The 23,162-nt window shown below is 58.2% G+C and carries 16 protein-coding genes; 5 read left to right on the top strand and 11 right to left on the bottom strand.

What is annotated here, in order from left to right:
- Positions 1 to 29 precede the first annotated feature (29 nt).
- The gene (locus tag J3P93_RS15000) at positions 30 to 3,887 is read left to right on the top strand and encodes a hypothetical protein (RefSeq protein ID WP_434589128.1); all 3,858 of its coding nucleotides are present in this window, start codon (positions 30 to 32) and stop codon (positions 3,885 to 3,887) included.
- Between the two features lie 41 nt (positions 3,888 to 3,928).
- Here the strand turns inward: J3P93_RS15000 and J3P93_RS14995 are convergent, their stop codons facing one another.
- The 10 genes from J3P93_RS14995 to J3P93_RS14950 all read right to left on the bottom strand — a co-directional run bounded on the left by J3P93_RS14995 (position 3,929) and on the right by J3P93_RS14950 (position 16,865).
- Positions 3,929 to 5,884: an acetoacetate--CoA ligase gene (locus J3P93_RS14995; protein ID WP_434589126.1), complete on the bottom strand. Its 1,956-nt coding sequence runs from the start codon at positions 5,882 to 5,884 to the stop codon at positions 3,929 to 3,931.
- 50 nt (positions 5,885 to 5,934) lie between these two features.
- Positions 5,935 to 6,708: a 3-hydroxybutyrate dehydrogenase gene (hbdH, locus tag J3P93_RS14990; protein ID WP_434589124.1), complete on the bottom strand. Its 774-nt coding sequence runs from the start codon at positions 6,706 to 6,708 to the stop codon at positions 5,935 to 5,937.
- Between the two features lie 7 nt (positions 6,709 to 6,715).
- A complete protein-coding gene (locus J3P93_RS14985; protein WP_434589122.1) occupies positions 6,716 to 8,107 on the bottom strand; it encodes a GntP family permease in 1,392 nt (463 codons plus the stop codon).
- A gap of 296 nt (positions 8,108 to 8,403) precedes the next feature.
- Entirely contained in the window at positions 8,404 to 9,810 is a 1,407-nt protein-coding gene (locus J3P93_RS14980) for a sigma-54 interaction domain-containing protein (protein WP_434589120.1), read from the bottom strand.
- A gap of 141 nt (positions 9,811 to 9,951) precedes the next feature.
- Entirely contained in the window at positions 9,952 to 11,526 is a 1,575-nt protein-coding gene (locus tag J3P93_RS14975) for an ABC transporter ATP-binding protein (RefSeq protein WP_434589118.1), read from the bottom strand.
- A gap of 9 nt (positions 11,527 to 11,535) precedes the next feature.
- Positions 11,536 to 12,558, bottom strand: a complete 1,023-nt coding sequence (locus J3P93_RS14970; RefSeq protein ID WP_434589116.1) for an ABC transporter permease — start codon at positions 12,556 to 12,558, stop codon at positions 11,536 to 11,538.
- Positions 12,558 to 13,619 carry a microcin C ABC transporter permease YejB gene (locus J3P93_RS14965; RefSeq protein WP_258449429.1) on the bottom strand — a complete coding sequence of 354 codons (1,062 nt, stop codon included), beginning with the start codon at positions 13,617 to 13,619 and terminating at the stop codon, positions 12,558 to 12,560. The genes J3P93_RS14970 and J3P93_RS14965 overlap by 1 nt, the downstream gene beginning before the upstream one ends.
- On the bottom strand, positions 13,619 to 15,487 hold the full coding sequence (locus tag J3P93_RS14960) for an extracellular solute-binding protein (RefSeq protein WP_434589113.1): 1,869 nt from the start codon (positions 15,485 to 15,487) through the stop codon (positions 13,619 to 13,621). The genes J3P93_RS14965 and J3P93_RS14960 overlap by 1 nt, the downstream gene beginning before the upstream one ends.
- Positions 15,488 to 15,617: 130 nt before the next feature.
- Positions 15,618 to 15,899 carry a peptidylprolyl isomerase gene (locus J3P93_RS14955; RefSeq protein ID WP_434589111.1) on the bottom strand — a complete coding sequence of 94 codons (282 nt, stop codon included), beginning with the start codon at positions 15,897 to 15,899 and terminating at the stop codon, positions 15,618 to 15,620.
- Positions 15,900 to 15,995: 96 nt separating this feature from the next.
- On the bottom strand, positions 15,996 to 16,865 hold the full coding sequence (locus J3P93_RS14950) for an esterase/lipase family protein (RefSeq protein ID WP_434589109.1): 870 nt from the start codon (positions 16,863 to 16,865) through the stop codon (positions 15,996 to 15,998).
- Between the two features lie 331 nt (positions 16,866 to 17,196).
- On the opposite strand from J3P93_RS14950, the gene J3P93_RS14945 reads away from it, so the two are divergent.
- Positions 17,197 to 18,276, top strand: coding sequence for a hypothetical protein (locus J3P93_RS14945; protein ID WP_434589107.1), 1,080 nt, complete (start codon positions 17,197 to 17,199; stop codon positions 18,274 to 18,276).
- Positions 18,277 to 18,329: 53 nt separating this feature from the next.
- Here the strand turns inward: J3P93_RS14945 and J3P93_RS14940 are convergent, their stop codons facing one another.
- Positions 18,330 to 19,403 (bottom strand): 3-deoxy-7-phosphoheptulonate synthase, encoded by a 1,074-nt coding sequence (locus J3P93_RS14940; RefSeq protein ID WP_434589105.1) that lies wholly within the window; start codon positions 19,401 to 19,403, stop codon positions 18,330 to 18,332.
- 701 nt (positions 19,404 to 20,104) lie between these two features.
- On the opposite strand from J3P93_RS14940, the gene J3P93_RS14935 reads away from it, so the two are divergent.
- From J3P93_RS14935 to uvrC, 3 genes are all read left to right on the top strand, one after another.
- Entirely contained in the window at positions 20,105 to 20,548 is a 444-nt protein-coding gene (locus tag J3P93_RS14935) for a GNAT family N-acetyltransferase (protein WP_434589103.1), read from the top strand.
- Positions 20,549 to 20,675: 127 nt separating this feature from the next.
- Entirely contained in the window at positions 20,676 to 21,317 is a 642-nt protein-coding gene (gacA, locus tag J3P93_RS14930; protein ID WP_016984198.1) for a response regulator transcription factor GacA, read from the top strand.
- A gap of 2 nt (positions 21,318 to 21,319) precedes the next feature.
- Positions 21,320 to 23,143 (top strand): excinuclease ABC subunit UvrC, encoded by a 1,824-nt coding sequence (gene uvrC / locus J3P93_RS14925; RefSeq protein ID WP_434589101.1) that lies wholly within the window; start codon positions 21,320 to 21,322, stop codon positions 23,141 to 23,143.
- The last annotated feature ends 19 nt before the right edge of the window (positions 23,144 to 23,162 follow it).

Genomic DNA, 23,162 nt, shown 5'->3' with positions numbered 1-23,162 from the left:
AGCGCGTTAAATAATTATGAGAGTTATTGATGTCTGCAAACAAGATTGGCAAATCATTCAAGCTTTATGGCGCTGCATATGCGCAGCAACAAGTTCGGGAGGCGCGTGATGAAGAAGAACGAAAAGAGGTGCTCGAGCAACTGCTGGACGGAGTTGAGGAGCAGGGTGATGATGAGTTTTACGGTTGGCAGGGCTACCGCGTAGACGTCAAGGACGGTTCGTCGCTGTTCGAGATCTATAATCCGGGTCGCCTGTTTTGGAAGAAACTTTACAATAACGCAAAACTGGAAAGTGAACTTCGCCGGCAGCGAGCGATAGGTATAGATCTCGTCAGGGTAAATGGTCGTGGTGGTATAGAATTATTCAGGGACCATAGCGCTGTATGGCAAGAGGTCGACGTCGATGGAATCGTTCCAACATCATACCTTTACAAGAATATATTGCTGCTCGGTGAGATCGCCGCAAAGGCCGGCGGCTATATCTATGATGCTGGCAGTGTCGATATCGACCAGTGGCTTAAATTTCGTAACTTGCCTGTTCCGCAAACCAAAGCCCAGACCCTCAATCTGATTGATTATTTGCAGTTTGATCCGCCAGTGGATGCATTGGGTAACTACTGGGCTCAATTGGATCCGGTGGATGATGCGCTGCTGGGCTTGTCCGTCGAGCACTGCCAAGCCATTCGCCGCGCTACTGCGCAGTTGCTAGCGCCCGGTGAGAAGCTATTGGATGTACTTCATCTGAAAACGGCACAAGTTGCGGTTACCCAAGACAATGCGTCCAATTGGACCCACCACGTACTTGCCCATCCTTTCGCTAAAGGGTTGGCACGCGCCTACCTTGAAAAACTGCAGTGGTTAGGATCGCAGCCGGGAGAGACCGCGGCGGATAGCTATCTCTCTCAACTGTTGGTCACCGCATTATTGCTTGATATTGATCCAACGATCGGCACCGTCCAGTCGCGCAAGGCAATCGGTGCTCAGGAACTCTATGCGCCGAACAATGCCAGTCGGCATCCTTCAGCCGTGTGCAGCGACTTGCGAACCTTCTTCAGTGGCAAAAAATGGGTGTCGCCTGCGTTAGCCCCCGTTGCCGTGCATCTGCTACTGGCCGGCGTAGCGCCGGAACTGCAAGTCAAAGGCATTCCCTCCTCGCTGATGATGGGGTCCACCGAATGGATGAACTTCAGTCGCGCGGTGAAGCTGGTCGAGTCGATCAGACCAGGAGCCGCACGCATACTCACCTATGCAGAAATCACCGCTTATGCCGAACTTGAGCCGTTGACCGAAGCGCACACCGAACTACGCGATCTGACAATGATCGATCCAATTGTCGACTGGGCACTGATCAATGGTGTCGTTACCTCAGCGGAACTTGCCAGCCAGGCTAAAGAAACTACGGAACGGGCAATCTTGAGGTTTCAAGCATTCGCCGACAGCTTCCTTATGCCGACGAAGGCACTACCCAGCAGACGCTTGATTGCTAAAGAAGCAATCGAAGACGCCGCACCTTTGTGTGACTTTGTCGATGACAAGGTGCTTTACCAGCGGCCAGGACTGGGTAAATCGCCTTCAGCCGAGTCTATGGTTGATTTGCATATGTCTGGTGATCTGGTAGGCGGCGAGTGGGATAGACGCGCCGTATTCCCTGATCAGGTTTATTCGAAAACGCCGTCCCTGCATGCCGGGGTCACTAACTACAAACCCGTCCAGTATCATGATCCTTCGGTAAAAAGCATTTATGAGGAGTTCCCCCGACTGCGACGTCTGCGTTCAGTTAAAGAAGAACTCGAGCGGCAGGTTCGCACGTATCTGGAAAGTATAAACCGACCACTTGTCGCAACTGTCAAGCATGCTTTGTCACAAATGCCCTGTGATGATTTGCAAATGTTCATGAGCGGAAAAGTGACGCTTTTTACCTTCCGGGAAGATGCAAGTTATATTCATACCGAAAAATACTCCGCCCTGTTTATTCCGAATTACACTTCGAAAGCCAACGTGGAAACACGCGAGTCCAGAGACGCGGTGACCGGGCGATTTGGCCTGCTGTTATGTGCGTCTGAGGGCGGCAAGACTACGTCGTACGAACTGTTCACGATGCGCGGGGAATTGAAGAAAAATAACTGGCTTGGTAATTATCTTGGCAAAACCGGCTATTTTGATGAGCCTGCAAGAATCGATTTCAATGGAAATCCCAAGGCATTGAGAAAACCGGTATTGAAAGAACATCTGAAGATCGACGTTCATAAATATTTGCACGGCGAGTCGTCAACAGAAGGGCGGGGAGATGGCCGGGCGGTGCCAGAAAAACTGGCCGAGTTGCAAGCTGCAGCCAACTCGCAACGGCTGGGAAACAGCGCTTATCGAAATTTTAATAATCCTGGCGTTTCCCGGCTCGCCGAGTTTATTGTGAGCAGCCATCCGCTGGTAAAGTTCGACGAACTGCTGGCCGCCGCCAGCGAGCAGACCGAACTCGAGAAAGAGCGCGAGAAAGGCGAAAAGATCGCTACTTACATCATCGATCTGGTGGTGCCGTTCAAGAAATGCATCGAAGATATCGCCAGTGGCGAACACAATCGGGTAGCAGACGGCATCTACGGTTGCATGATGGACGCTATTTCGTTGGGCGGGGCGTTCTTCGGGGCCGGTGCAAAGGTGCTGAGTATTTCAGCCAAATCGATATCGGCAGCCAACAAAGCCGCACGCGTGGCGAAACTGGTGGTGACGTCTTCCGTTTCGCTCTTCAACCCGGTTGACGGGGTGCCGACGGCACTCTATGGCTTGGGCAAATTTGTACATAATGGCGCCCTGCGATTCAGCAAATCCACCCTGGAACTTCTCGGTCTGGCCAAATCGCAACTGGACACATTGCACGGCGTAACCAAAGGCCCGAGCCTGATACGTGCGGCAGACACCTTGTCAACCGGGCACGGCACCTGGCGTCCGATAAGCACCAGCACACGTACGCTCACCGTGCTGGCAGGGCGCAAGAATTTTCAATGGTACGCCCTGGATCGTCGGGGTCGTCCGTGGGGGCCGAAACTGAGCAACTTCAATCTAGTCACAGCCGGGCGTTTCCCTCACGCCGCCAAGACAATGCCTTTGATTTATACGCAAAAATTTGTGGAGCAAAGCCTGCCGCGAATGCAGATCAAGGTCGACAACGCGCTGACCGTTATGACCGGTTCCAGGCACAAATCTGCACGCGAGTCTCTAATCAAAATGCTGCTGGGCAATAACTCCAGCGAGGCCGTGAGCACGACAGTAGACATTCTGCGGTTGATACGAGCGGATATCGCAGGCTTGTCCATGAGCAATATTCTTCTGGATGAGAACAAGCACACCAACAGCATCGCCGAATTTGATCTGGACGCGTATCAACAGTGGAAAAAAGCCCGTGGGCAAACAAGCACGGCGTTCATTAAAATCTGCACGCCGAGCATCAATCGTCAGTTCATCGAAAATGCTTTCAACCACGATGTCGTGGTGGACGGCCTGATTCATGAGCTGTTCCACGCGACTGCGCAGAACAACGATGTGGGCTATGCCGTGGATATCGGGCGTGCAGCTGCCGGGGGACAGCAACTGGACGTGACTGCACTGCTGAACCTTGCATTGGGTCGTCTGCCCACTGGCGAATCCGCCAATGTTTACCACCCGAGCTCCAAAGCGCTGGCGAACGCCGACTCCCTTTCAGTGCTCACCGCGCTGCTGAGCCAAATGACCAGTGATCCCACTGTTTTCGAGAGCAATGTGCAGGCCTTGCGCGCAGGCGTCGCTGGCAGTGGGGGTGGCACCATCGCGGGCCCGGTTGTAATCCGCTTGAATACCGCCCCCACGCCTGATCTGTCAGAGTCCCTTCTGGCACCGGGGTGGAAGAGACTCTGATTACCAGCGGGTATCGATCCAGATCATGAGCCAAGTTTCGACTAGCTCGTCAGCTCACGGCGATCCCTGAATTGCTCCAGCGCTTCGGGATTGGCCAGCGCATCAGTGTTTTTTACTGTCCGCCCGTGGACCATATCGCGCACTGCCAGCTCAACAACCTTGCCGCTGATGGTGCGCGGAATGTCTGTGACCGCCACGATCTTTGCCGGTACATGCCTTGGGGTGGTATTGGCGCGGATCACTTGGCGGATGCGCTGTTCGAGCGCGTCATCCAGTTGCAGCCCTTCGCGCAATCGCACAAACAACACGACCCGCACGTCATCCTGCCACTGCTGGCCGATGGCGACGCTGTCCATTACTTCGCTGAGCTTTTCGACCTGACGGTAGATCTCCGCCGTGCCGATGCGCACGCCGCCGGGGTTGAGCACAGCATCCGAACGCCCGTGAATCAACATCGCGCCGTGCGGCGATTGTTCAGCATAATCGCCCTGGGCCCAGACACCGGGAAACAGGCTGAAATACGACTGGCGCAGTTTTGTCCCGTCCGGGTCATTCCACAAACCGATCGGCATGGCCGGAAAATGCCGGGTGCAGACCAGTTCGCCTTTCTCGTCAATCACCGCCTGGCCGGCGTCGTTCCACACCTCGACCGCCATGCCCAAGCTCTTGCCCATGATTTCACCGCGCCGTACCGCCGACAGCGGATTGCCGTTGACGAAGCACGAGACGATATCGGTGCCACCGGACATCGACGCCAGGCACACATCGCTTTTGATCTCGCGGTAAACGTAGTCATAGCTCTGCGGCGACAGCGCCGAGCCGGTGCACAGCAGGGTTTTCAAACTGCTCAGATCATGGCTGTCACGGGGTCTGGCGCCGCTGCTTTCTAGGGTGGCGAGAAATTTCGGGCTGGTGCCGAACACGCTGATGCGCTCATCGTTGATCAAGTCGAGCAAGCGCTGGTGGTCCGGGTAAAACGGCGATCCATCGTAAAGCACTACGGCACTGCCGACTGCGAGTGCCGAGACCAGCCAGTTCCACATCATCCAGCCGCACGTCGTGTAATAGAACAGCCGGTCGCCGGGGCCGAGATCGCAGTGCAGACCGTGTTCCTTGACGTGTTGCAGCAAGACACCGCCGGTACTGTGGACGATGCACTTCGGCACGCCGGTGGTGCCGCTGGAATACAGCACATACAACGGATGGTTGAACGGCACCGGGACGAAATGCGCCTCGCCGCCGACTGCGTAGAAGTCCTCCCACGAACTCACTTCAGCCTGTGTCTGGTACACCTCCATGCTCGCTTGCGGATCGGCGTAAGGGACAATGATCAATTGTTTCAGCGTCGGCAGCTGTTCGAGGATGCCGTTGATCTTGTCGGTCTGGTCGAGAGTCTTGCCGGCGTAGCGGTAAGCGGCGCAAGTCAGCAACACCTTCGGTTCGATCTGGCCGAAGCGATCGATGACCCCGTGGGTACCGAAGTCGGGCGATGAGCACGACCAGATCGCCCCAAGGCTGGTGGTCGCGAGCATCGCCACCAGCGTTTGCCAGGTATTGGGCATGCATGCCGCGACCCGATCACCGAGGCCCACGCCGGCCGCCTGCAGGCTCGCTTGAAAACCGGCGACGTGCTCGGCCAGTTCGGCCCAGGTCAATTGCTCGCGCTGGCCGTTCTCCGCGACGCTGATCACCGCCACGGCGTCGTCGCGGCGGCGCAGCAGGTGTTCGGCGAAGTTCAGGGTCGCGCCGGGAAACCATTCGGCGCTGGGCATCTGCGCGCCTTCACGCATTACCGCGTCGGGCTGGGTGTGAAAGCGGATATCGAAACAATCGACAAGCGCCTGCCAGAAATCCGCTCGCTGCTCGATGCTCCATTGGTGCAGGGCAGGGTAGTCGCCGATGTTCAGATCATGGCGCTGATTGATGGCACGGCGAAACGCATCCATGCGTGATTGGGCGATACGGTTGGCGTCGGGTTGCCAGAGGATGTCGGACATTGCTTGCCTCTTTTTATTGAATTGCCGGGGCTACCGGTGGGAGCAAGCATTTATTGCGCGAGCCAGCCGCCATCGATATTCCACGCCGCGCCACGCACCTGACTGCCAGCCTCGCTGCACAGAAACAACACCAGTTCGCCCAGATGCTGCGGCGTGACGAACTCCAGCGACGGTTGCTTTTCGGCCAGCAGATCATGTTGCGCCTGCTGTGGATCGACACCCTTGGCCGCACGATCATCGATCTGCTTTTGCACCAGCGGCGTCAGCACCCAACCGGGGCAGATGGCGTTGCAGGTGACGTTGCAGGTCGCGGTTTCCAGGCCGACCACCTTGGTCAGGCCGATCACGCCGTGTTTGGCGGCCACATACGCGGCTTTGCCGGTCGAACCGACCTGGCCGTGCACTGAGGCGATATTGATGATCCGCCCCCAGTTGTTGCTGCGCATGCCCGGCAGGCTCAGGCGGGTGCTGTGGAACACCGAGGACAGGTTGATGGCAATGATCGAATCCCAGCGCTCGATCGGAAACTCTTCCACCGCCGCGACATGCTGAATGCCGGCATTGTTGACCAGGATATCCACGCCGCCGAACTCGCGCTCGGCGTAGGCGATCATCTCGGCGATCTGCGCCGGATCGCTGACATCGGCCGGATGATGGCCAACCTTGCCGCCGAACTGGCCAACTTCTGCGATGACCTGCGACGCATCGCCAAAACCGTTGAGAATCAGATCGGCGCCAGCCTTGGCCAGGCTCAGCGCAATACCCAGGCCGATACCGCTGGTGGAACCGGTAACCAGCGCGGTCTTGCCGGAAAGAGTCGTCATGAATACCTCACACAATGCCAGTGGCGTAGAAAGTACCGATCACTACGAAAACCGCCAGGGTCTTGATCAGCGTAATACAGAAAATGTCTTTATAGGCTTCGCGGTGGGTCAGTCCGGTCACCGCCAGCAGGGTGATCACCGCGCCGTTGTGCGGCAGGGTGTCCATGCCACCGCTGGCCATGGCAGCCACGCGGTGCAGCACTTCCAGCGGAATGTTCGCAGCGTTGGCCGCGCTGATGAACTGCTCGGACATCGCCGCCAGGGCAATGCTCATGCCGCCCGATGCCGAGCCGGTGATCCCGGCCAGCAGCGTCACGGTGATGGCTTCGTTGACCAATGGATTGGGGATTTGCTTGAGCCAGTCCGCCAGTACCAGAAAACCCGGCAACGAGGCGATCACTGCGCCGAAACCGTATTCGGACGCGGTGTTCATCGCCGCCAGCAGTGCGCCGCTGACCGCACTCTTGCTGCCTTCGGCGAGTTTGCTGCGAATCGCCTGAAAGCCGAACGCCAGCACCATCAGAATGCCGACCAGCAACGCCGCCTGTACCGCCCAGATTGCCGTGAGCTTGGCAATCTCGGTGGTGACCGGCGTGGCCATGCCCGGCAGCGCAAGGCTGTGGGTCTTGCCGTACCACTGCGGAATCCACTGGGTGAACAGCAGGTTCATGATGCCTACCGCGAGCAGCGGCGACAATGCAATCCACGGGTTGGGCAGTTTCAGATCTTCGGCGGTTTCCGGCTCGTTGCGCAGCTCGGTGCCATAGCCCTCACCGGCGCGCTGGGCCTTGTTGCGCTGGCCCTGAAGAAACAGCATGCCGGCGCAGAACACGAAAATCGTGCCAATCACACCCAGCCACGGCGCGGCCCATGCGGTGGTGTTGAAGAACGTGCTGGGGATGATGTTCTGAATCTGCGGGGTGCCGGGCAGAGCGTCCATGGTGAAGGAAAACGCACCGAGGGCGATGGTCGCCGGAATCAGCCGTTTGGGGATATTGCTCTGGCGGAACATCTCGGCGGCGAACGGATACACCGCAAACACCACCACGAACAACGACACGCCGCCATAGGTAAGCAGCGCGCAAACCAGCACGATCACCAGCATCGCTTGGCGAGTGCCGAGCAGGCGAATCGCCGCGGCGACGATCGAACGGGAGAACCCCGACAGCTCGATCAGCTTGCCGAACACGGCGCCGAGCAGGAACACCGGAAAATACAGTTTGATGAAGCCGACCATTTTCTCCATGAACACCCCGGTGAAGGCAGGCGCAACGGCGGATGGATCGGTGAGCAGGACCGCGCCGAGCGCGGCAATCGGGGCGAAGAGGATAACGCTGTAGCCACGGTAGGCAGCCAGCATCAGCAACGCGAGGGCTGCCAAGGCAATGATCACACTCATGGTGTGTCTCTCCAGAATTGTTATTTTTGTGGGTGGAACGGGTGTGGAGAGGTGTTAGCGAGATTTGTGCCAATCTGCTAAGGGGTTGAAAAATAAGGAATTAATGAGTGAGGATTAGTCAAGGTAAAGTTAGTCTGTCTCTGAGTTGAGATTTTCGGCGGACGATCTGGCGCTATCGCGAGCAGGCTCACTCCTACAAGGTGACGGTGTACGCAGTTCCTGTAGGAGTGAGCCCGCTCGCGATAAGTGCGAAGCACTTCCATCTACTAAGTGAGAGCGAAGTCTCTAAAGTGAGACTAGGCAATCCCCAGCGCCACCATTTTCTTGTACAACGTCGACCGCCCAAGCCCCAGTCGGGCCGCCGCTTCCGGCACCTTCCCCGCGCATTCAGCCAACGCCGTTTCAATCAATTGTCGATCAAAGCGCTCGCGGGCCTGGGCGAAGGTTTCCTCCGTCGCCGCTTGTGCGACAGACGCGGGCGAACGCTCGACGGGCGTCAACGTGCCGATCGCCGCACGCAGATCCTGCTCGGTAAGAATCAGGTCATCGCTGAGCAACGCCGCACGCTCAAGCACATTACGCAATTCGCGAATGTTGCCCGGCCAGGCGTGTTGGCCGAGCAATGCCAGCGCATCCCGGTGCAGTTCGTGCTGGCTGCGCAGCTCCTCAAGAATCGCTTCGCTGAGTGCCGGCAGATCATCGAGGCGTTCGCGCAGGGGCGGCACCTGGATCGGCAGCACATTCAGGCGATAGTACAAATCGGCGCGAAATTCGCCGCGCTTGATCGCCGCTTGCAGATCAGTCGACGTCGCGGCAATGACCCGCACATCGCTCTGAATCACCTCGTTGGAGCCGACCGGTTCAAACTCCTTTTCCTGCAACACGCGCAGCAACTTGCTTTGCAGCGGCAGCGGCATGTCGCCGATCTCGTCGAGAAACAGCGTGCCGCCCTGAGCAATCTGCAATTTACCGGTACGCCCCTTGCGATCAGCACCGGTGAACGCGCCGGGGGCCGTTCCAAAAAATTCGGCTTCGAGCAGTGCTTCGGGGATCGCCGCGCTGTTGATGCTGACAAAGGCTTTGTGCGCGCGGGGCGATGCGCTGTGGATCGCTTGAGCGAGCAGCTCCTTGCCGGTGCCGGTTTCGCCGAGCAGCAAGACCGGCGATTCGGCACTGGCACTGCGCCGGGCGCGGCGTTTGACTTCGAGGCTGGCGGCGCTGGTGCCGATGAAGTGGGCGAAGTTGTATTTGGTCTGCCGGGCGCGCAGCAGCGAACGCGTCGAGGCCAGTTCTTCCTGCATGCTCAGGTAGCGCTTGAGCATCGGCGACAGGGTGCGCAACTCATCAAACAGGGCGAAGCCGATAGCGCCGATCACCGTGCCGGCATCGTCATGAATCGGCAGACGCATCACCACCAACGGCTCTTTTGGCGTGTCTTGCATATCGAGCAGAATCGGCCGCCCGGTGCGCACCACTTCACGCAGCAGGCTGCCGGGAATCACGCTTTCACAAGCCTTGCCGATCGCGCCGGCAGCCGATTCAAGGCCGAAGCGCCGGGCATAGCGCTCGTTCATCCAGACGATGTTGGCGTCCCGATCGACGATCACCGTGCCTTCGCTGGACTGCTCGATGATCTCGAACAGCGAGCGGATCGCCAGCGTGCGAACGCGTTGGTAGTCCTTGAGGCTTTCGGTGGTGTTCATCGGGTAGATCCTGAAAACGTTTCGTCAGTAATGGCGCTATCGCGAGCAGGCTCACTCCTACAATTGGAATGCATTTCAAATGTAGGAGTGAGCCTGCTCGCGATGAATATGACTCGGTTTGTCGGCCATCTCGGATTATGCCTACCCCGGATGCGCCGCCGCCAACAGCTCTTTGGTGTAAGGATGCTGCGGCGCATCAAAGACATCATGGCTGGCGCCACGCTCCACGACTTTACCGTCCTTGATCACAATCATGTCATGGGCCAGCGCGCGGACGACGGCCAGGTCGTGGCTGATGAACAGGTAGGTCAGACCGTGCTTTTCCTGCAACTGGCGGAGCAGTGCGACCACTTGTTTCTGTACCGTGCGATCCAGCGCCGACGTTGGTTCGTCGAGCAGAATCAGCGCCGGTTTCAAAACCAGTGCCCGGGCAATGGCGATGCGCTGGCGTTGCCCACCGGAAAACTCGTGGGGATAGCGATGACGGCTCTCCGGGTCGAGGCCGACCTCTTTGAGCACGCGAATCACTTGCTCATCACATTCGTCGGCGCTCGACTCACAATGCACTTCGAGGCCTTCGCTGATGATCTGTGCCACCGACATGCGCGGACTGAGGCTACCGAACGGGTCCTGAAATACTACTTGCATCTGCCGCCGCCACGGTCGCATCTGTTTCTGATTGAGCGCGTCGAGCGCCTCGCCCTGGAAACGAATGCTGCCTTGGGAGTCGAGCAGTCGCAGGATCGCCTGACCCAGTGTCGACTTGCCTGAGCCCGATTCGCCGACGATGCCCAACGTCTTGCCACGCTGAATATTCAGACTGATACCGTCCACCGCACGCAGGTACTGCTTGCGCTGAAACAGCCCGCCGCCGACGGCGAACTCGACCTTCAGGTCATCGACTTCCAGCACATTCTCACGCTCGTCCCGTGGCAGCGCTTCGCCTTCCGGCTCGGCGTTGAGCAGCACGCAGCTGTAAGGGTGCTTCGGCTCGGTGAACAAGGTTTCGCAGGGTGCCTGCTCGACGATTTCGCCTGCCTTCATTACGCACACACGCTGAGCGATGCTGCGCACAAGGTTGAGGTCATGGCTGATCAGCAGCAGCGACATGCCTAGACGCTTTTGCAGGGATTTGAGCAGCAGCAGAATCTTGCGCTGCACCGTGACGTCGAGCGCGGTAGTGGGTTCGTCGGCGATCAACAATTCCGGTTCGCACGCCAGCGCCATGGCGATCATGACCCGTTGCCGCTGCCCGCCCGACAGCTGATGCGGGTAAGCCTTCAAGCGCTCTTTTGGCTTCTGAATGCCGACCAGGCCAAGCAATTCGAGAATGCGTTGCTGCGCTGCTTTGCCGCCGAGACCGCGATGCAACAGAAGTGTCTCGCCAATCTGCTTTTCGATGGTGTGCAGCGGATTGAGCGAGGTCATCGGCTCCTGGAAGATCATCGCGATGCGGTTGCCGCGCAGTTCGCGCAAGACTTTGGGATCCGCGCCGAGCAGTTCCTGTCCACGGTAACGAATGCTGCCACTGGTTTGCGCTTCGGATTCAGGCAACAACTGCAGGATCGAGTGCGCGGTGACCGACTTTCCGGAGCCGGATTCACCGACCAGCGCCAGGCATTCGCCGGGGCGGATATCCAGACACAGGTCGCGCACCACGGTCTGGCCATGGAACGCGACATTGAGGTTGCGGATTTCAATCAGATTGTCAGTCATGGGCACGCTTCAGGACCTTGGATCGAATGCGTCACGCAACGCTTCGCCGATGAATACCAATAAAGACAGAATCAGCGCCAGCGTGAAGAACGCCGTCAGACCGAGCCAGGGGGCTTGCAGGTTCTGTTTGCCCTGGCCGATCAACTCACCCAGCGAGGCACTGCCGGCGGGCATGCCGAACCCCAGAAAATCCAGCGCAGTCAGGGTCGAGATCGCCCCGGTGAGAATGAACGGCAGGTAACTCAATGTCGCGTTCATCGCGTTGGGCAGGATGTGCCGGAAAATCACCTTGCGGTCGCTGAGCCCCAGCGCACGGGCAGCTTTGACATATTCCAGATTGCGCCCGCGCAGGAACTCGGCGCGCACTACGTCCACCAGCGCCAGCCACGAGAACAGCGCCATGATCCCCAGCAACCACCAGAAATTCGGCTCGACGAAACCGGAAAGAATGATCAACAGGTACAGCACCGGCAGCCCCGACCAGACTTCCAGCAGCCGTTGCCCGAGCAAGTCGACCCAGCCGCCGTAGTAGCCTTGCAACGCGCCGGCGGCAATGCCGATCAGCGCGCTGACAAAGGTCAGCATCAAGGCGAACAGAATCGACACCCGCGCGCCAAAAATCACCCGTGCCAGCACATCCCGCGACTGATCGTCAGTCCCCAGCCAGTTCACCGATGTAGGAGGGCTGGGCGCGGGTTTATTGAGATCATAGTTCGGCGTGTCGTCACTGAACGGAATCGGTGGGAACAGCAGCCAGCCGCCATCCTTGCGAATCAGGTTCTGCACATAGTCGCTGCGATAATCGGCCTGGAACGGCAGCTGTCCGCCGAACTCCTGCTCGGTGTGGCGCTTGAACACCGGGAAGAACCACTGGCCCTGATAACTGACCATCAACGGCTTGTCGTTGGCGATCAACTCGCCGCCGAGTGTCAGCACAAACAGGCCGATAAACAGCCACAGTGACCACCAGCCGCGACGGTTTTTCTTGAAGCGCTCGAAACGGCGACGGCCCAACGGCGAGAGCTTGAGCATCAGGCGTTCCTCGCGGCGAAGTCGATACGCGGGTCGACCAGGGTGTAGCACAAATCGCCCACCAGTTTTATCAGCAGGCCGAACAGGGTGAAGATGAACAGCGAGCCAAACACCACCGGATAATCCCGCGAAACTGCCGCTTCGTAGCTCATCCGCCCGAGGCCATCGAGCGAGAAGATCACCTCAATCAGCAGGGAGCCGGCGAAGAACACACTGATGAACGCTTGAGGAATCCCCGAGACCACCAGCAGCATGGCATTGCGAAACACATGGCCATACAGCACACGACGTTCGCTCAGGCCTTTGGCGCGCGCGGTCACTACGTACTGGCGGGTGATTTCATTGAGAAACGAATTTTTGGTGAGGATTGTCAGCGTCGCAAATCCGCCGATCACCAGCGCTGTCACTGGCAGCACCAAATGCCAGAAGTAGTCGGCAATTTTGCCCAGTGTGGACAGCGATTCGAAATTGTCCGAGACCAGCCCGCGCACCGGAAACCAGTTCAGCGAAGTACCGCCGGCGAACACCACAATCAGAAACATGGCAAACAGAAATGCCGGCATCGCATAGCCGATGATGATCGCGGTGCTGCTCCAGACATCGAAATGGCTGCCGTGGTGCACGGCCTTGCGAATTCCCAGCGGGATCGACACCAGATAGGTAATCAAGGTCGCCCACAAGCCGAGCGAAATGGTCACCGGCATCTTTTCAAGGATCAGATCAGTGACCGTGGCGCCACGGAAGAAACTCTTGCCGAAATCCAGCTGCGCATAGTTTTTCAGCATCAGCCACAGGCGCTCATGGGCCGGTTTGTCGAAGCCGTATTGTTTCTCGATGTCCTTGATCAGTTGCGGATCAAGGCCACGACTGGCACGCGAGGCGCCGCTGGCAGTCTCGCTGGCACCGCCGCCTACGCTCGCACCACCGATCCCTTGCAGATGAGCGATGGCTTGTTCCACCGGGCCGCCGGGAGCGGCCTGAATGATCACGAAATTGACCAGCAGAATGATCACCAGCGTCGGAATGATCAGCAGCAGACGCCGCAGTATGTAACCCCACATCAGTGCGGCCCTCCGGGTCTGCCGCGGGCGATTTTCTCGGCGGTCATCTGTTGGTTGGTCAGCGGCGTACGGCTGATTTCCCACCAGCTCTCGATCGCTTCGTCATTGCTGGCCTGAATCGTCGGTATACCGAAACGGTTCCACCACACGGTCGAAGTGCCGGGCGGATAGTAGTTGGGGATCCAGTAATAGTTCCATTGCAGCACCCGGTCCAGTGCATGCGCGTAGCGCAGCATGTCGGCCTGGGTCGATGCGCGAATCAGGCCATTGATCAAGGTATCGACCGCCGGGTTTTTCAGCACCATGTAGTTGTTGGCGCCGGGATCGTTGGCCGATGCCGAGCCGAAGTAGTTGAGCAGTTCGCCGCCCGGGGATGTCGTGACGGGATAGCCGGTAACGATCATGTCGTAATCGCGGCTCATCAGCCGGTTGACGTATTGCGACGAATCGATGCGGCGGATGTTGAGCTCGATGCCGATCTGTTTCAGCGTGCGCTTGTAGGGCAGTAGCAGGCGATCCATGCCGTTCTGGCTGACCAGAAAAGTGAAGCTCAGCGGCTCACCCTGGGCGTTGACCAATTGATCGCCGTCGGGTTTCCACCCAGCTTCTTCGAGCAGTGCGAGGGCTTGCAGTTGCTTGTCGCGGATGACGCCACTGCCGTCGGTTTTCGGCGCTTCGAACACTTTACTGAACACCTCGTCGGGGATCTGCCCACGCAACGGCTCGAGGATTTTCAGTTCTTGCGCGTCGGGCAACTCGGTTGCAGCCAGTGACGTATTGGAGAAATAGCTTTGCTGGCGGATATACAGGCTGCGCATCATTTGCCGATTGCTCCACTCGAAGTCCCAGAGCATCGCCAATGCCTGGCGCACACGCCGGTCGGCGAACATCGGCTTTTGCAGGTTGAACACGAATCCCTGAGCCGATTGCGGCGCTTCGGTCGCCAGATGGGCTTTTTGCAGGCGGCCGTCGCTCAGCGCGGGGCTGTCATAGCCGATCGAATAGCCGGTCGCCGAGAACTCTCGGTTGTAGTCGTAGGCGCCGCCGCGCAGTACTTGGCGGGCGACATCGGTGTCACCGAAGTATTCGATGCTGAAGTGATCGAAATTGTACAACCCGCGACTGACCGGCAGGTCCTTGCCCCACCAGTCGGGGTTGCGCTCAAAGGTGATGCTGCGCCCCGAATCGACCTTGCCGACTCGATAGGGACCGCTGCCCAGCGGGGCTTCATAACCGCCACCGCCGGCGAAATCGCGGCTCTTCCACCAGTGTTCAGGGAACACCGGGAGCGTCGCTATATCGAGGGGCAGGGTGCGGTTTTCGTTGCTCTTGAAATCGAAACGCACGGTCAGCGGCGCTTCCACCTCGACGCCTTTGACGTCGGCGAACTGCGTGCGATAGCGCAGGCTGCCCTGGGTCATCAAAAGGTCATAGGTGTAGCGAACGTCTTCGGCGGTAATCGCTTTGCCGTCGGCGAAGCGGGCCTTGGGATTGATGAAGAAGCGCAGCGACAGGCCATCGTCCGCGCGCTCCATTTTTTGCGCGACCAGGCCATATACGGTGTAAGGCTCGTCGAGCGAGCGCTGGGCCAGCGGCGAATAGAGCAACCCATCGATCTGCGTGACGCCGATGCCTTTGTCTATATAAGGAAGGACATGGTCGAAATGGCCGATCTCGATGGCCGAGCGGCGCATCGTGCCGCCCTTGGGCGCCTGCAGGTTGGTGTAGTCGAAATGGCTGAAACCGGCGGGATATTTGGCAGGCTCACCATAAACGGTCAGGGCATGTTGCGGTGCGGCGTTCGCGCTTGCGCCAGCCGTCAGCAGGGCGAGGGCGGCGAGCATCAATGTGGGGAAAACCAGTCGCATTGTCAGCCTTGGGACTTGAATCGGTAAGCGCAAGTTGTACGCGAGAGGCGCGTCGCTCGCCAGCCGTATGTGTAACTGAAATACAACGGCCCGCCATATGGCGGGCCGCTGCGAGCAATCAGACGACGAATCAGTCCTGACGGCTGGTGACTTCCAGCAGGTGATAGCCGAACTGGGTTTTCACCGGGCCTTGAACGACATTGATTGGCGCGCTGAACACCACGGCGTCGAACTCCTTGACCATCTGGCCAGGACCGAAGGAACCCAGATCACCGCCCTGACGGCTCGATGGGCAGCTGGAGTTTGACTTGGCTACTTCGGCAAAATCGGCGCCGGCTTCGATCTGGGCCTTGAGTTCGTTGCACTTGTCTTCGCTGGAAACCAGGATGTGGCGGGCAGTGGCTTTAGCCATGGGGAATTTCTCCAATGTATTTCAGTAAAGTGTGGAGCCTACCGGATTCAGTGAGCGATTTCCCGGCAAAGTTCCTTGCTGGGTATGTGGTGCTCGTCAAAGACTGGCTGCGCGCAGACGCGCAGCGTGGTCGACGTACAGTTCGATCGGATCGGGCAGTGCCGTGACCGTGCCGGCCGCGCGGCGCAGGCTGCCCAGATGATCCAGCGGATAGTCTGAGCGAATCACTTGGCCCAGGTGAGAGCTGAAGCGACCGACGAAACCATCGTTCTGCTCTGTCTCGGTCATGAAGTACTGCGAGAGGGCGTGGCAAACGCTCTGCGTCTGATCGACCAGCGACGGGCTCTCTGTCGCAATCACCCCGCTCCAGGAGTAATAGCGCACCCCGTTGACCTGATCCGCACCCTGGCCGCCCCATGTCTGGGGTAATCCCTGCGGGAATCGATCATTGAAATGGCCGACCCCTTCGGTCGTGAGTGCGTTAAGCGCTGCCAGGGCGTTCTGCGGCAACGTCAGGTTGCCACTGAGCAAGGAAAGAAAGTTGGCGAAGAGGGTAGCCACGTTCTGAGCGACGGTTTCTGGCAATCTGCCTGGCACCAGTGCCTTGCGCAGAAAATCCGCCAGTTCCGATCCATGATTCGGGCCACTGACTGAAGTCACCGAGGCGACCGAGTGTGGCGCAAGCGCTGCAGCGTATCGAGCCGCCAATGCCCCCTGGCTGTGCCCGATGAGGTTGACTTTCTCGGCACCTGTGCCCCGCAAGACTCGGTCTATCTGTGCAAGCAACTGTTCACCCCTTGTTTCATTCTTTTGGGTGGCAGAGAGGTGTGGAACAAACACGCGGTTGCCGGCCGTTTTCAGTGCGTTTTTTACTTCATGGAATAGCTCGAAATGGCCGATGCGCTCGAATCCGAACAGGCCGTGTACCAACAGGATGGGATAGCGAGTTGAAGCATTCCGTTGCATGTTCTTACCTTTTTCACAGAAATTCGTCGGGAATACGGACGCCACTCTAAAACACTCATCCCGCCGAAGAAGTAAGAAGAGGCATCTCTTGGCCGTTGAATATGGACTAGGAGTTGTACGAATTTTCAGATACTTCTGAGATCCGAATCGGAAGTTGCCGCCATCTTTCGCCAGCTCCATTTTGAATTCACGCTGTTTGCCTACCTGGCGCGCCGCGTTTACCCGAGACCTGTGGCGAATTGGCCTGACAGAGAAAACGGGCGCGATCTTGTTCAATGTGAGCTGTCGACGCCGCCCATCCAGCGGCGTTTTTCCAAGGAGTGGAGCCACAATGAACACGCATGAAGTCGAGTTTTGCTACCGGATGCGCCACCCTGCAGGTCCTTGTATGTCAAGTGAACTGCTACCCGCGGTGACCCTGGATTCAATCGACGGCACAGTGCTCGATCCCGCGCTGGGCAGAGTCGTTGTCCGTATCGCGCCTTATCCCGGCATGACGTGCGGCGACCGCTTGCTGCTGAGTTGGGAAGGGCTGGATATCGAAGGCTTCGCTTACCAGCATGAAATGGTTCGTTATGTCACTGAAACTCAAATCGGGAAGGATGTGGTGTTCGTCATCAAAGGCCTGCATGTCGCGGCACTGGATGGCGGTTCGCTGGAGGTCTACTGGACACGAGACAGTGCCGGCTCGCCCGAGCCCTCCGTGTCGGCGCGTGTGCAATTGTCGGTGGGTGATACACGAGCACAATTGCTCGCGCCGATCGTCGAAGGCGTGATCAGTGGGACGCTCGACCCAGCGCGGGTGCCGCAGGGCACGCTTGTTTCGCTGCAGCCTTACGCGCGCATGGCGGCTGGCGATCGGGTGACGCTGCTGTGGTGCGCCGATGCCGGTGCAGCTTCCTTCAGGGACAGTTTGAAGGTCGAGACCTTCGCTGTCGCCGACGTGCTGTCATTTTGGGTTGACGGAGTACATATCGCGGGCCATTTCGGTGAGCAGATCGCGGTGCGCTACCGGGTCGAAAGCGTTGACGGCAAAGTGCGCGAGTCGGAAGTGACGGAACTGCTCGTGGCGCCTTTTGTTCGTAATGATCTGAACGCCCCAGATGTGCTGGAAGCGCAAGATGGCGTGCTCGACAGCGAGAATTCAGTCGACGGCGTGACCGTCGTGATCGGTAATGCCGGGACACAGGAAGGGGAGCTGGTCTACCTCAAATGTGATGGAGAGTTTTTCAACCACCGCGACGACCGTGATATCACGCGCGAAACGGCAGGGAAACCGCTGATTTTTATCGTGCCGCACCGGTTCTGGCGTGAGCATCATGGCACTACGGTGCGTGTGGCCTACACGGTTGAACGTCTGGACGACGTCAGTGAGGAATCTGCGCAAACACAGGTGCGAGTCGAGGCATAGCACTGTTTGCCCAGCCCTCCAGTTTCAGCGAAACCGGAGGGCTGGCATGGTTATCAGTTCGCGTGCGCAGCGAGTCGCTTGGCAGCATCAAGCAGTAGGCGTTCAGTTGCACTGAAACCGAGGCAGCCATCGGTAATCGATACCCCGTAGCGCAGAGATCCGCTCAGTGGCTGGCAGCCCTCGAACAGGTGGGATTCGAGCATCATGCCAATCAGTCCGCAATCACCCCGCAGGCGTTGGTCAAGCACTTCGTTGAAAACGCCGGGTTGGCGCAGGGGGTCCTTGCCGCTGTTGGCGTGACTGCAATCGACCATGATCCGGCTCGGGATATTCAGTCGATTCAGATCGGCGTGGATCTTTGCCACGCTCTCACGATCATGGTTCGGCCCTTTGTGACCTCCGCGCAATACCAGATGGGTGTCTGGGTTGCCTGGGGTTTGAATGATGGCCGGGTGACCTTGGCTGTCGACGCCGAAGTGCCGGTGCGGGTGCGCGGCCGACCGCATGGCGTCAACTGCAATGGCGGCGCCGCCGTCGGTGCCGTTCTTGAAGCCGACCGGCATGCTCAAGCCACTGGCCATTTCGCGGTGGATCTGCGATTCCGTGGTGCGCGCACCAATCGCTACCCAGCTCAGCAAATCATCGAAGTACCCGGCGGCCATTGGTTGCAGCAGTTCTGTGGCCACCGGCAAGCCGAGCCGGATCATTTCCAGCATCAATTCACGTGACAGCGCAAGGCCACCGGCCATGTCATCGCTGCCATCCAGGTGCGGGTCATAGGCCAGGCCTTTCCAGCCAACCGTGGTGCGCGGTTTTTCTACATAGGCACGCATCACCAGAAGCATTTCGTCGTTGACCTGTTCAGCCAGTCGAGCGAGTTTGTCGGCATATTCAAGTGCGGATTGCGGGTCATGGATAGAGCAGGGGCCAACGATTACCAGCAGGCGCTGGTCCTGGCCGTTGAGAATGGCGCGTACGGCTTGGCGTTGGGCGGCGACTTGCTGGCTCAAGACGTTGTCGAGCGGTAATTGCTGTTTTAATTGCAACGAGCAGGGCAGACGCAACGTCAGCGCTTCGTTGGCAGGGTTCAACGTGGAGAGTGGCAGAGCGGAAACGGACGAGTTCATATTCGGTCTTCCTGGGCTGGCGGCGGTTTTTCACCGCGCATTCGGCCCTACTGGGGTGTTCGACAATTGGCCGGAATGGCTACGTGTGTGTGCTTGCCACCTGCAGGTGACCGATCGGAGGCGGCAGGCTGTCCCGAGCGGAAGCTGGTAAATCGCCAGGCGCTAAAGCTGTCGTAACGGTAATAAGTGGTGTGGTTCATGGGTGAATCCTCAAATGTCTGGTGGTGTGGCTGAAAATTTGTGAAGCCTGAAAAAACAAAACCCCCGGTCGGGGAGCCGACCGGGGGTTGAGAAATCTCTGGTAGGCGACCCGTTTACATGGGCGCCGTTTGGGTATCAGGCGCGCCAGTGGCTAAACCAATACCCAAAATAAAAGCTGACCGGAGCGCAAACACCGTTCACCCACGCAGCCGCAACCGAGCGCTGGGCGCTGACGGGATGAAGCTGTGAAAGGGCGTTGAACATGATCTGTCTCCGATGAATGAGCCGAGCTTACTCGACGCTGACTGGCGGCAGCAATCAGAAATTGCTATTGCATGTTCAACATAACGCCTATTGTCGAGGTGTTTGATAGTCGTGACACCCAGTACTTTGTTTGTTTACCGAAGATGAACAGTGTTGTCATTCATGCTCGCCGGGGCGCTGAGCAATGAGGTCAAGAATGGCAGGAATCCGCATTTGGTGGATCCGGAGAAAGCAGGATGAGCTTCGAATTGCGTCGTGCCACCGCCGAAGATCTGATATTCGCCCGCGAGATGACCTGCCAGAACATGCTGCGTTACTACATCGAATTCGAACTGCCATGGCAGGACCATGCGTTCGATGTCGCGTGGTCGGAGCGGCAGAACTGGCTGATAGTGCGTGATAGCGTGCCTGTTGGTTATGTCAGTCTGAGCCGGGACATGCGCGCACTTTATATCCGTGAATTACAGGTCGCTGAAGCGTTTCATCGGCAAGGCGCCGGTTCCTGGGCAATCGATCAGGTTATCGACATCGCGCGCGGAGAGCGTCGTCCGGCGATTCGACTGACGGTTTTCGAGAATAATCCGGCAAGGAGCCTCTACGAAAGAAAAGGCCTGCAGGTTCGGGGCAAGGACGAGTGTTTTCTGCGAATGCAGCTCGATATCAGCACAGGTGTGCTCTGAAACCCGCAGCCGGCAAGCCCTCAATGATGTATTGAAACTTTTTTAATGCTGCTTTCCGCTAGGTCTGTGGGGCACTTTTTGCTAAGGTGTCCGGCATCCCAATATGACCATATCGCGAGGTGTCTGCTTGATTAGGGTGCTAGTGGTCGATGACCATGATCTCGTTCGTACGGGCATTACCCGCATGCTGGCCGATATCGACGGCTTGCAGGTGGTCGGCCAGGCCGAGTCCGGGGAAGAGTCCCTGATCAAGGCTCGAGAGTTGAAACCCGATGTGGTTCTCATGGACGTCAAGATGCCCGGCATCGGTGGTCTGGAAGCCACGCGCAAACTGCTGCGCAGTCATCCGGACATCAAAGTCGTCGCGGTGACGGTATGTGAAGAGGATCCTTTCCCGACACGCTTGCTGCAGGCCGGCGCTGCGGGATATCTGACCAAGGGCGCGGGATTGCCGGAAATGGTTCAGGCGATTCGCCTGGTGTTCGCCGGTCAGCGCTACATCAGTCCGCAAATCGCTCAGCAACTGGCAATCAAATCCTTCCAGCCGTCCAACGACTCGCCCTTCGATGCGCTGTCGGAGCGCGAGATTCAGATCGCTTTGATGATTGTCGGCTGTCAAAAGGTGCAGATCATTTCCGATAAGCTGTGCCTGTCGCCGAAAACCGTGAACACCTATCGCTACCGTATCTTCGAGAAGCTTTCGATCAGCAGCGACGTCGAGTTGACGCTGTTGGCGGTTCGTCACGGCATGGTAGATGCCAGCCTCTGATCATGACTGAAACATTCGACTCCAGCGCTTTTCTCTCGACCGTCAGCGGACGCCCAGGCGTCTATCGCATGTTCGACAGTGATGCGCGACTGTTATACGTCGGTAAAGCCAAAAACCTGAAGAAACGCCTGGCCAGCTACTTTCGCAAAACCGGTCTAGCACCGAAAACCGCGGCGTTGGTCGGACGGATTGCGCAGGTCGAGACAACCATCACGGCGAATGAAACCGAAGCGTTGTTGCTTGAGCAAACGCTGATCAAGGAATGGCGACCGCCGTACAACATTCTGTTGCGTGACGACAAATCCTATCCCTACGTGTTTCTCTCCGATGGTCAATTTCCGCGTCTGAGCATTCATCGCGGAGCGAAAAAAGCCAAGGGCAAGTACTTCGGTCCCTATCCGAGTGCCGGTGCCATTCGCGAAAGCCTGAGCCTGCTGCAAAAGACCTTTTTCGTTCGTCAGTGTGAAGACAGCTACTACAAGAACCGCGCGCGGCCATGCCTGCAATATCAGATCAAACGTTGCAAGGCGCCTTGTGTTGGCCTGGTCGAGCCTGAGGTGTATGCCGAGGACGTGCGTCACTCGGTGATGTTTCTTGAAGGGCGCAGTCATGCGTTGACCAACGAGCTGTCCACGGCAATGGAAGAGGCGGCGATCAATCTGGAGTTCGAGCGAGCCGCCGAGCTTCGCGATCAGATCGCACTGTTGCGACGGGTCCAGGATCAGCAAAGCATGGAAGGTGGCACGGGAGACATTGATGTCATCGCTGCGTTCGTCAACCCCGGTGGTGCCTGTGTGCATCTGATCAGTGTTCGCGGCGGGCGCGTGCTGGGCAGCAAGAATTTCTTCCCGCAAGTGGGCATCGAAGAAGACGTGTCGGAAGTCATGGCGGCGTTTCTGGGCCAATACTTCATCAGCAGTCCCGAGCGCGATTTGCCGAGCGAGCTGATCGTCAACGTGGTGCACGAAGACTTTGCGGCGCTGATCGAGGCCATTCACGAGTTGCGTGGCCGCGAGTTGGCGATCAGTCATCGGGTCCGTGGTACGCGTGCGCGCTGGCAGCAACTGGCTGTCACCAATGCCGAGCAAGCGTTGGGTGCACGTCTGGCCAACCGTCAACACACCGCGGCGCGCTTCGAGGCCTTGGCTGAGGTGCTGAATCTGGATGAGCCGCCACAGCGTCTGGAATGCTACGACATCAGTCATTCCAGCGGTGAAGCGACGGTGGCGTCCTGCGTGGTGTTCGGCCCTGAAGGTGCAATCAAGTCGGATTACCGCCGCTACAACATCGAAGGTGTCACGCCCGGTGATGATTACGCTGCCATGCACCAGGCACTGACGCGGCGCTTCAGTCGACTCAAGGAAGGCGAGGGCAAGTTGCCGGACATTCTGCTGGTGGACGGTGGCAAGGGCCAGCTATCGATGGCTCGCGATGTGCTCAATGAACTGGCCGTGCCGGATCTGATCCTGCTCGGTGTTGCCAAGGGCGCAACGCGCAAGGCCGGCTTCGAAACGTTGTATCTGAATGATGCAGCGCACGAGTTCACGTTGCGCGGCGACTCGCCGGCATTGCATCTTATTCAGCAGATTCGCGACGAAGCACACCGTTTCGCAATCACCGGGCACCGCGCTCGTCGTGGCAAAACCCGCCGTACGTCTACGCTTGAAGGCGTTGCCGGTGTTGGGCCAACCCGCCGTCGCGACTTGTTGAAACATTTTGGTGGATTGCAGGAGCTGTCTCGTGCAAGCATCGAAGAGATCGCCAAAGCCCCGGGGATCAGTAAAAAGCTCGCAGAGTCGATTTATGCGAACCTGCATAGCGAGTAGAATGCCCCCTCACCTCGTA

Origin of the sequence: Pseudomonas sp. R3-57 (assembly GCF_051132065.1) — a bacterium.
Lineage (GTDB): Bacteria > Pseudomonadota > Gammaproteobacteria > Pseudomonadales > Pseudomonadaceae > Aquipseudomonas.
This window is presented reverse-complemented; position numbering and strand designations above follow the sequence as displayed.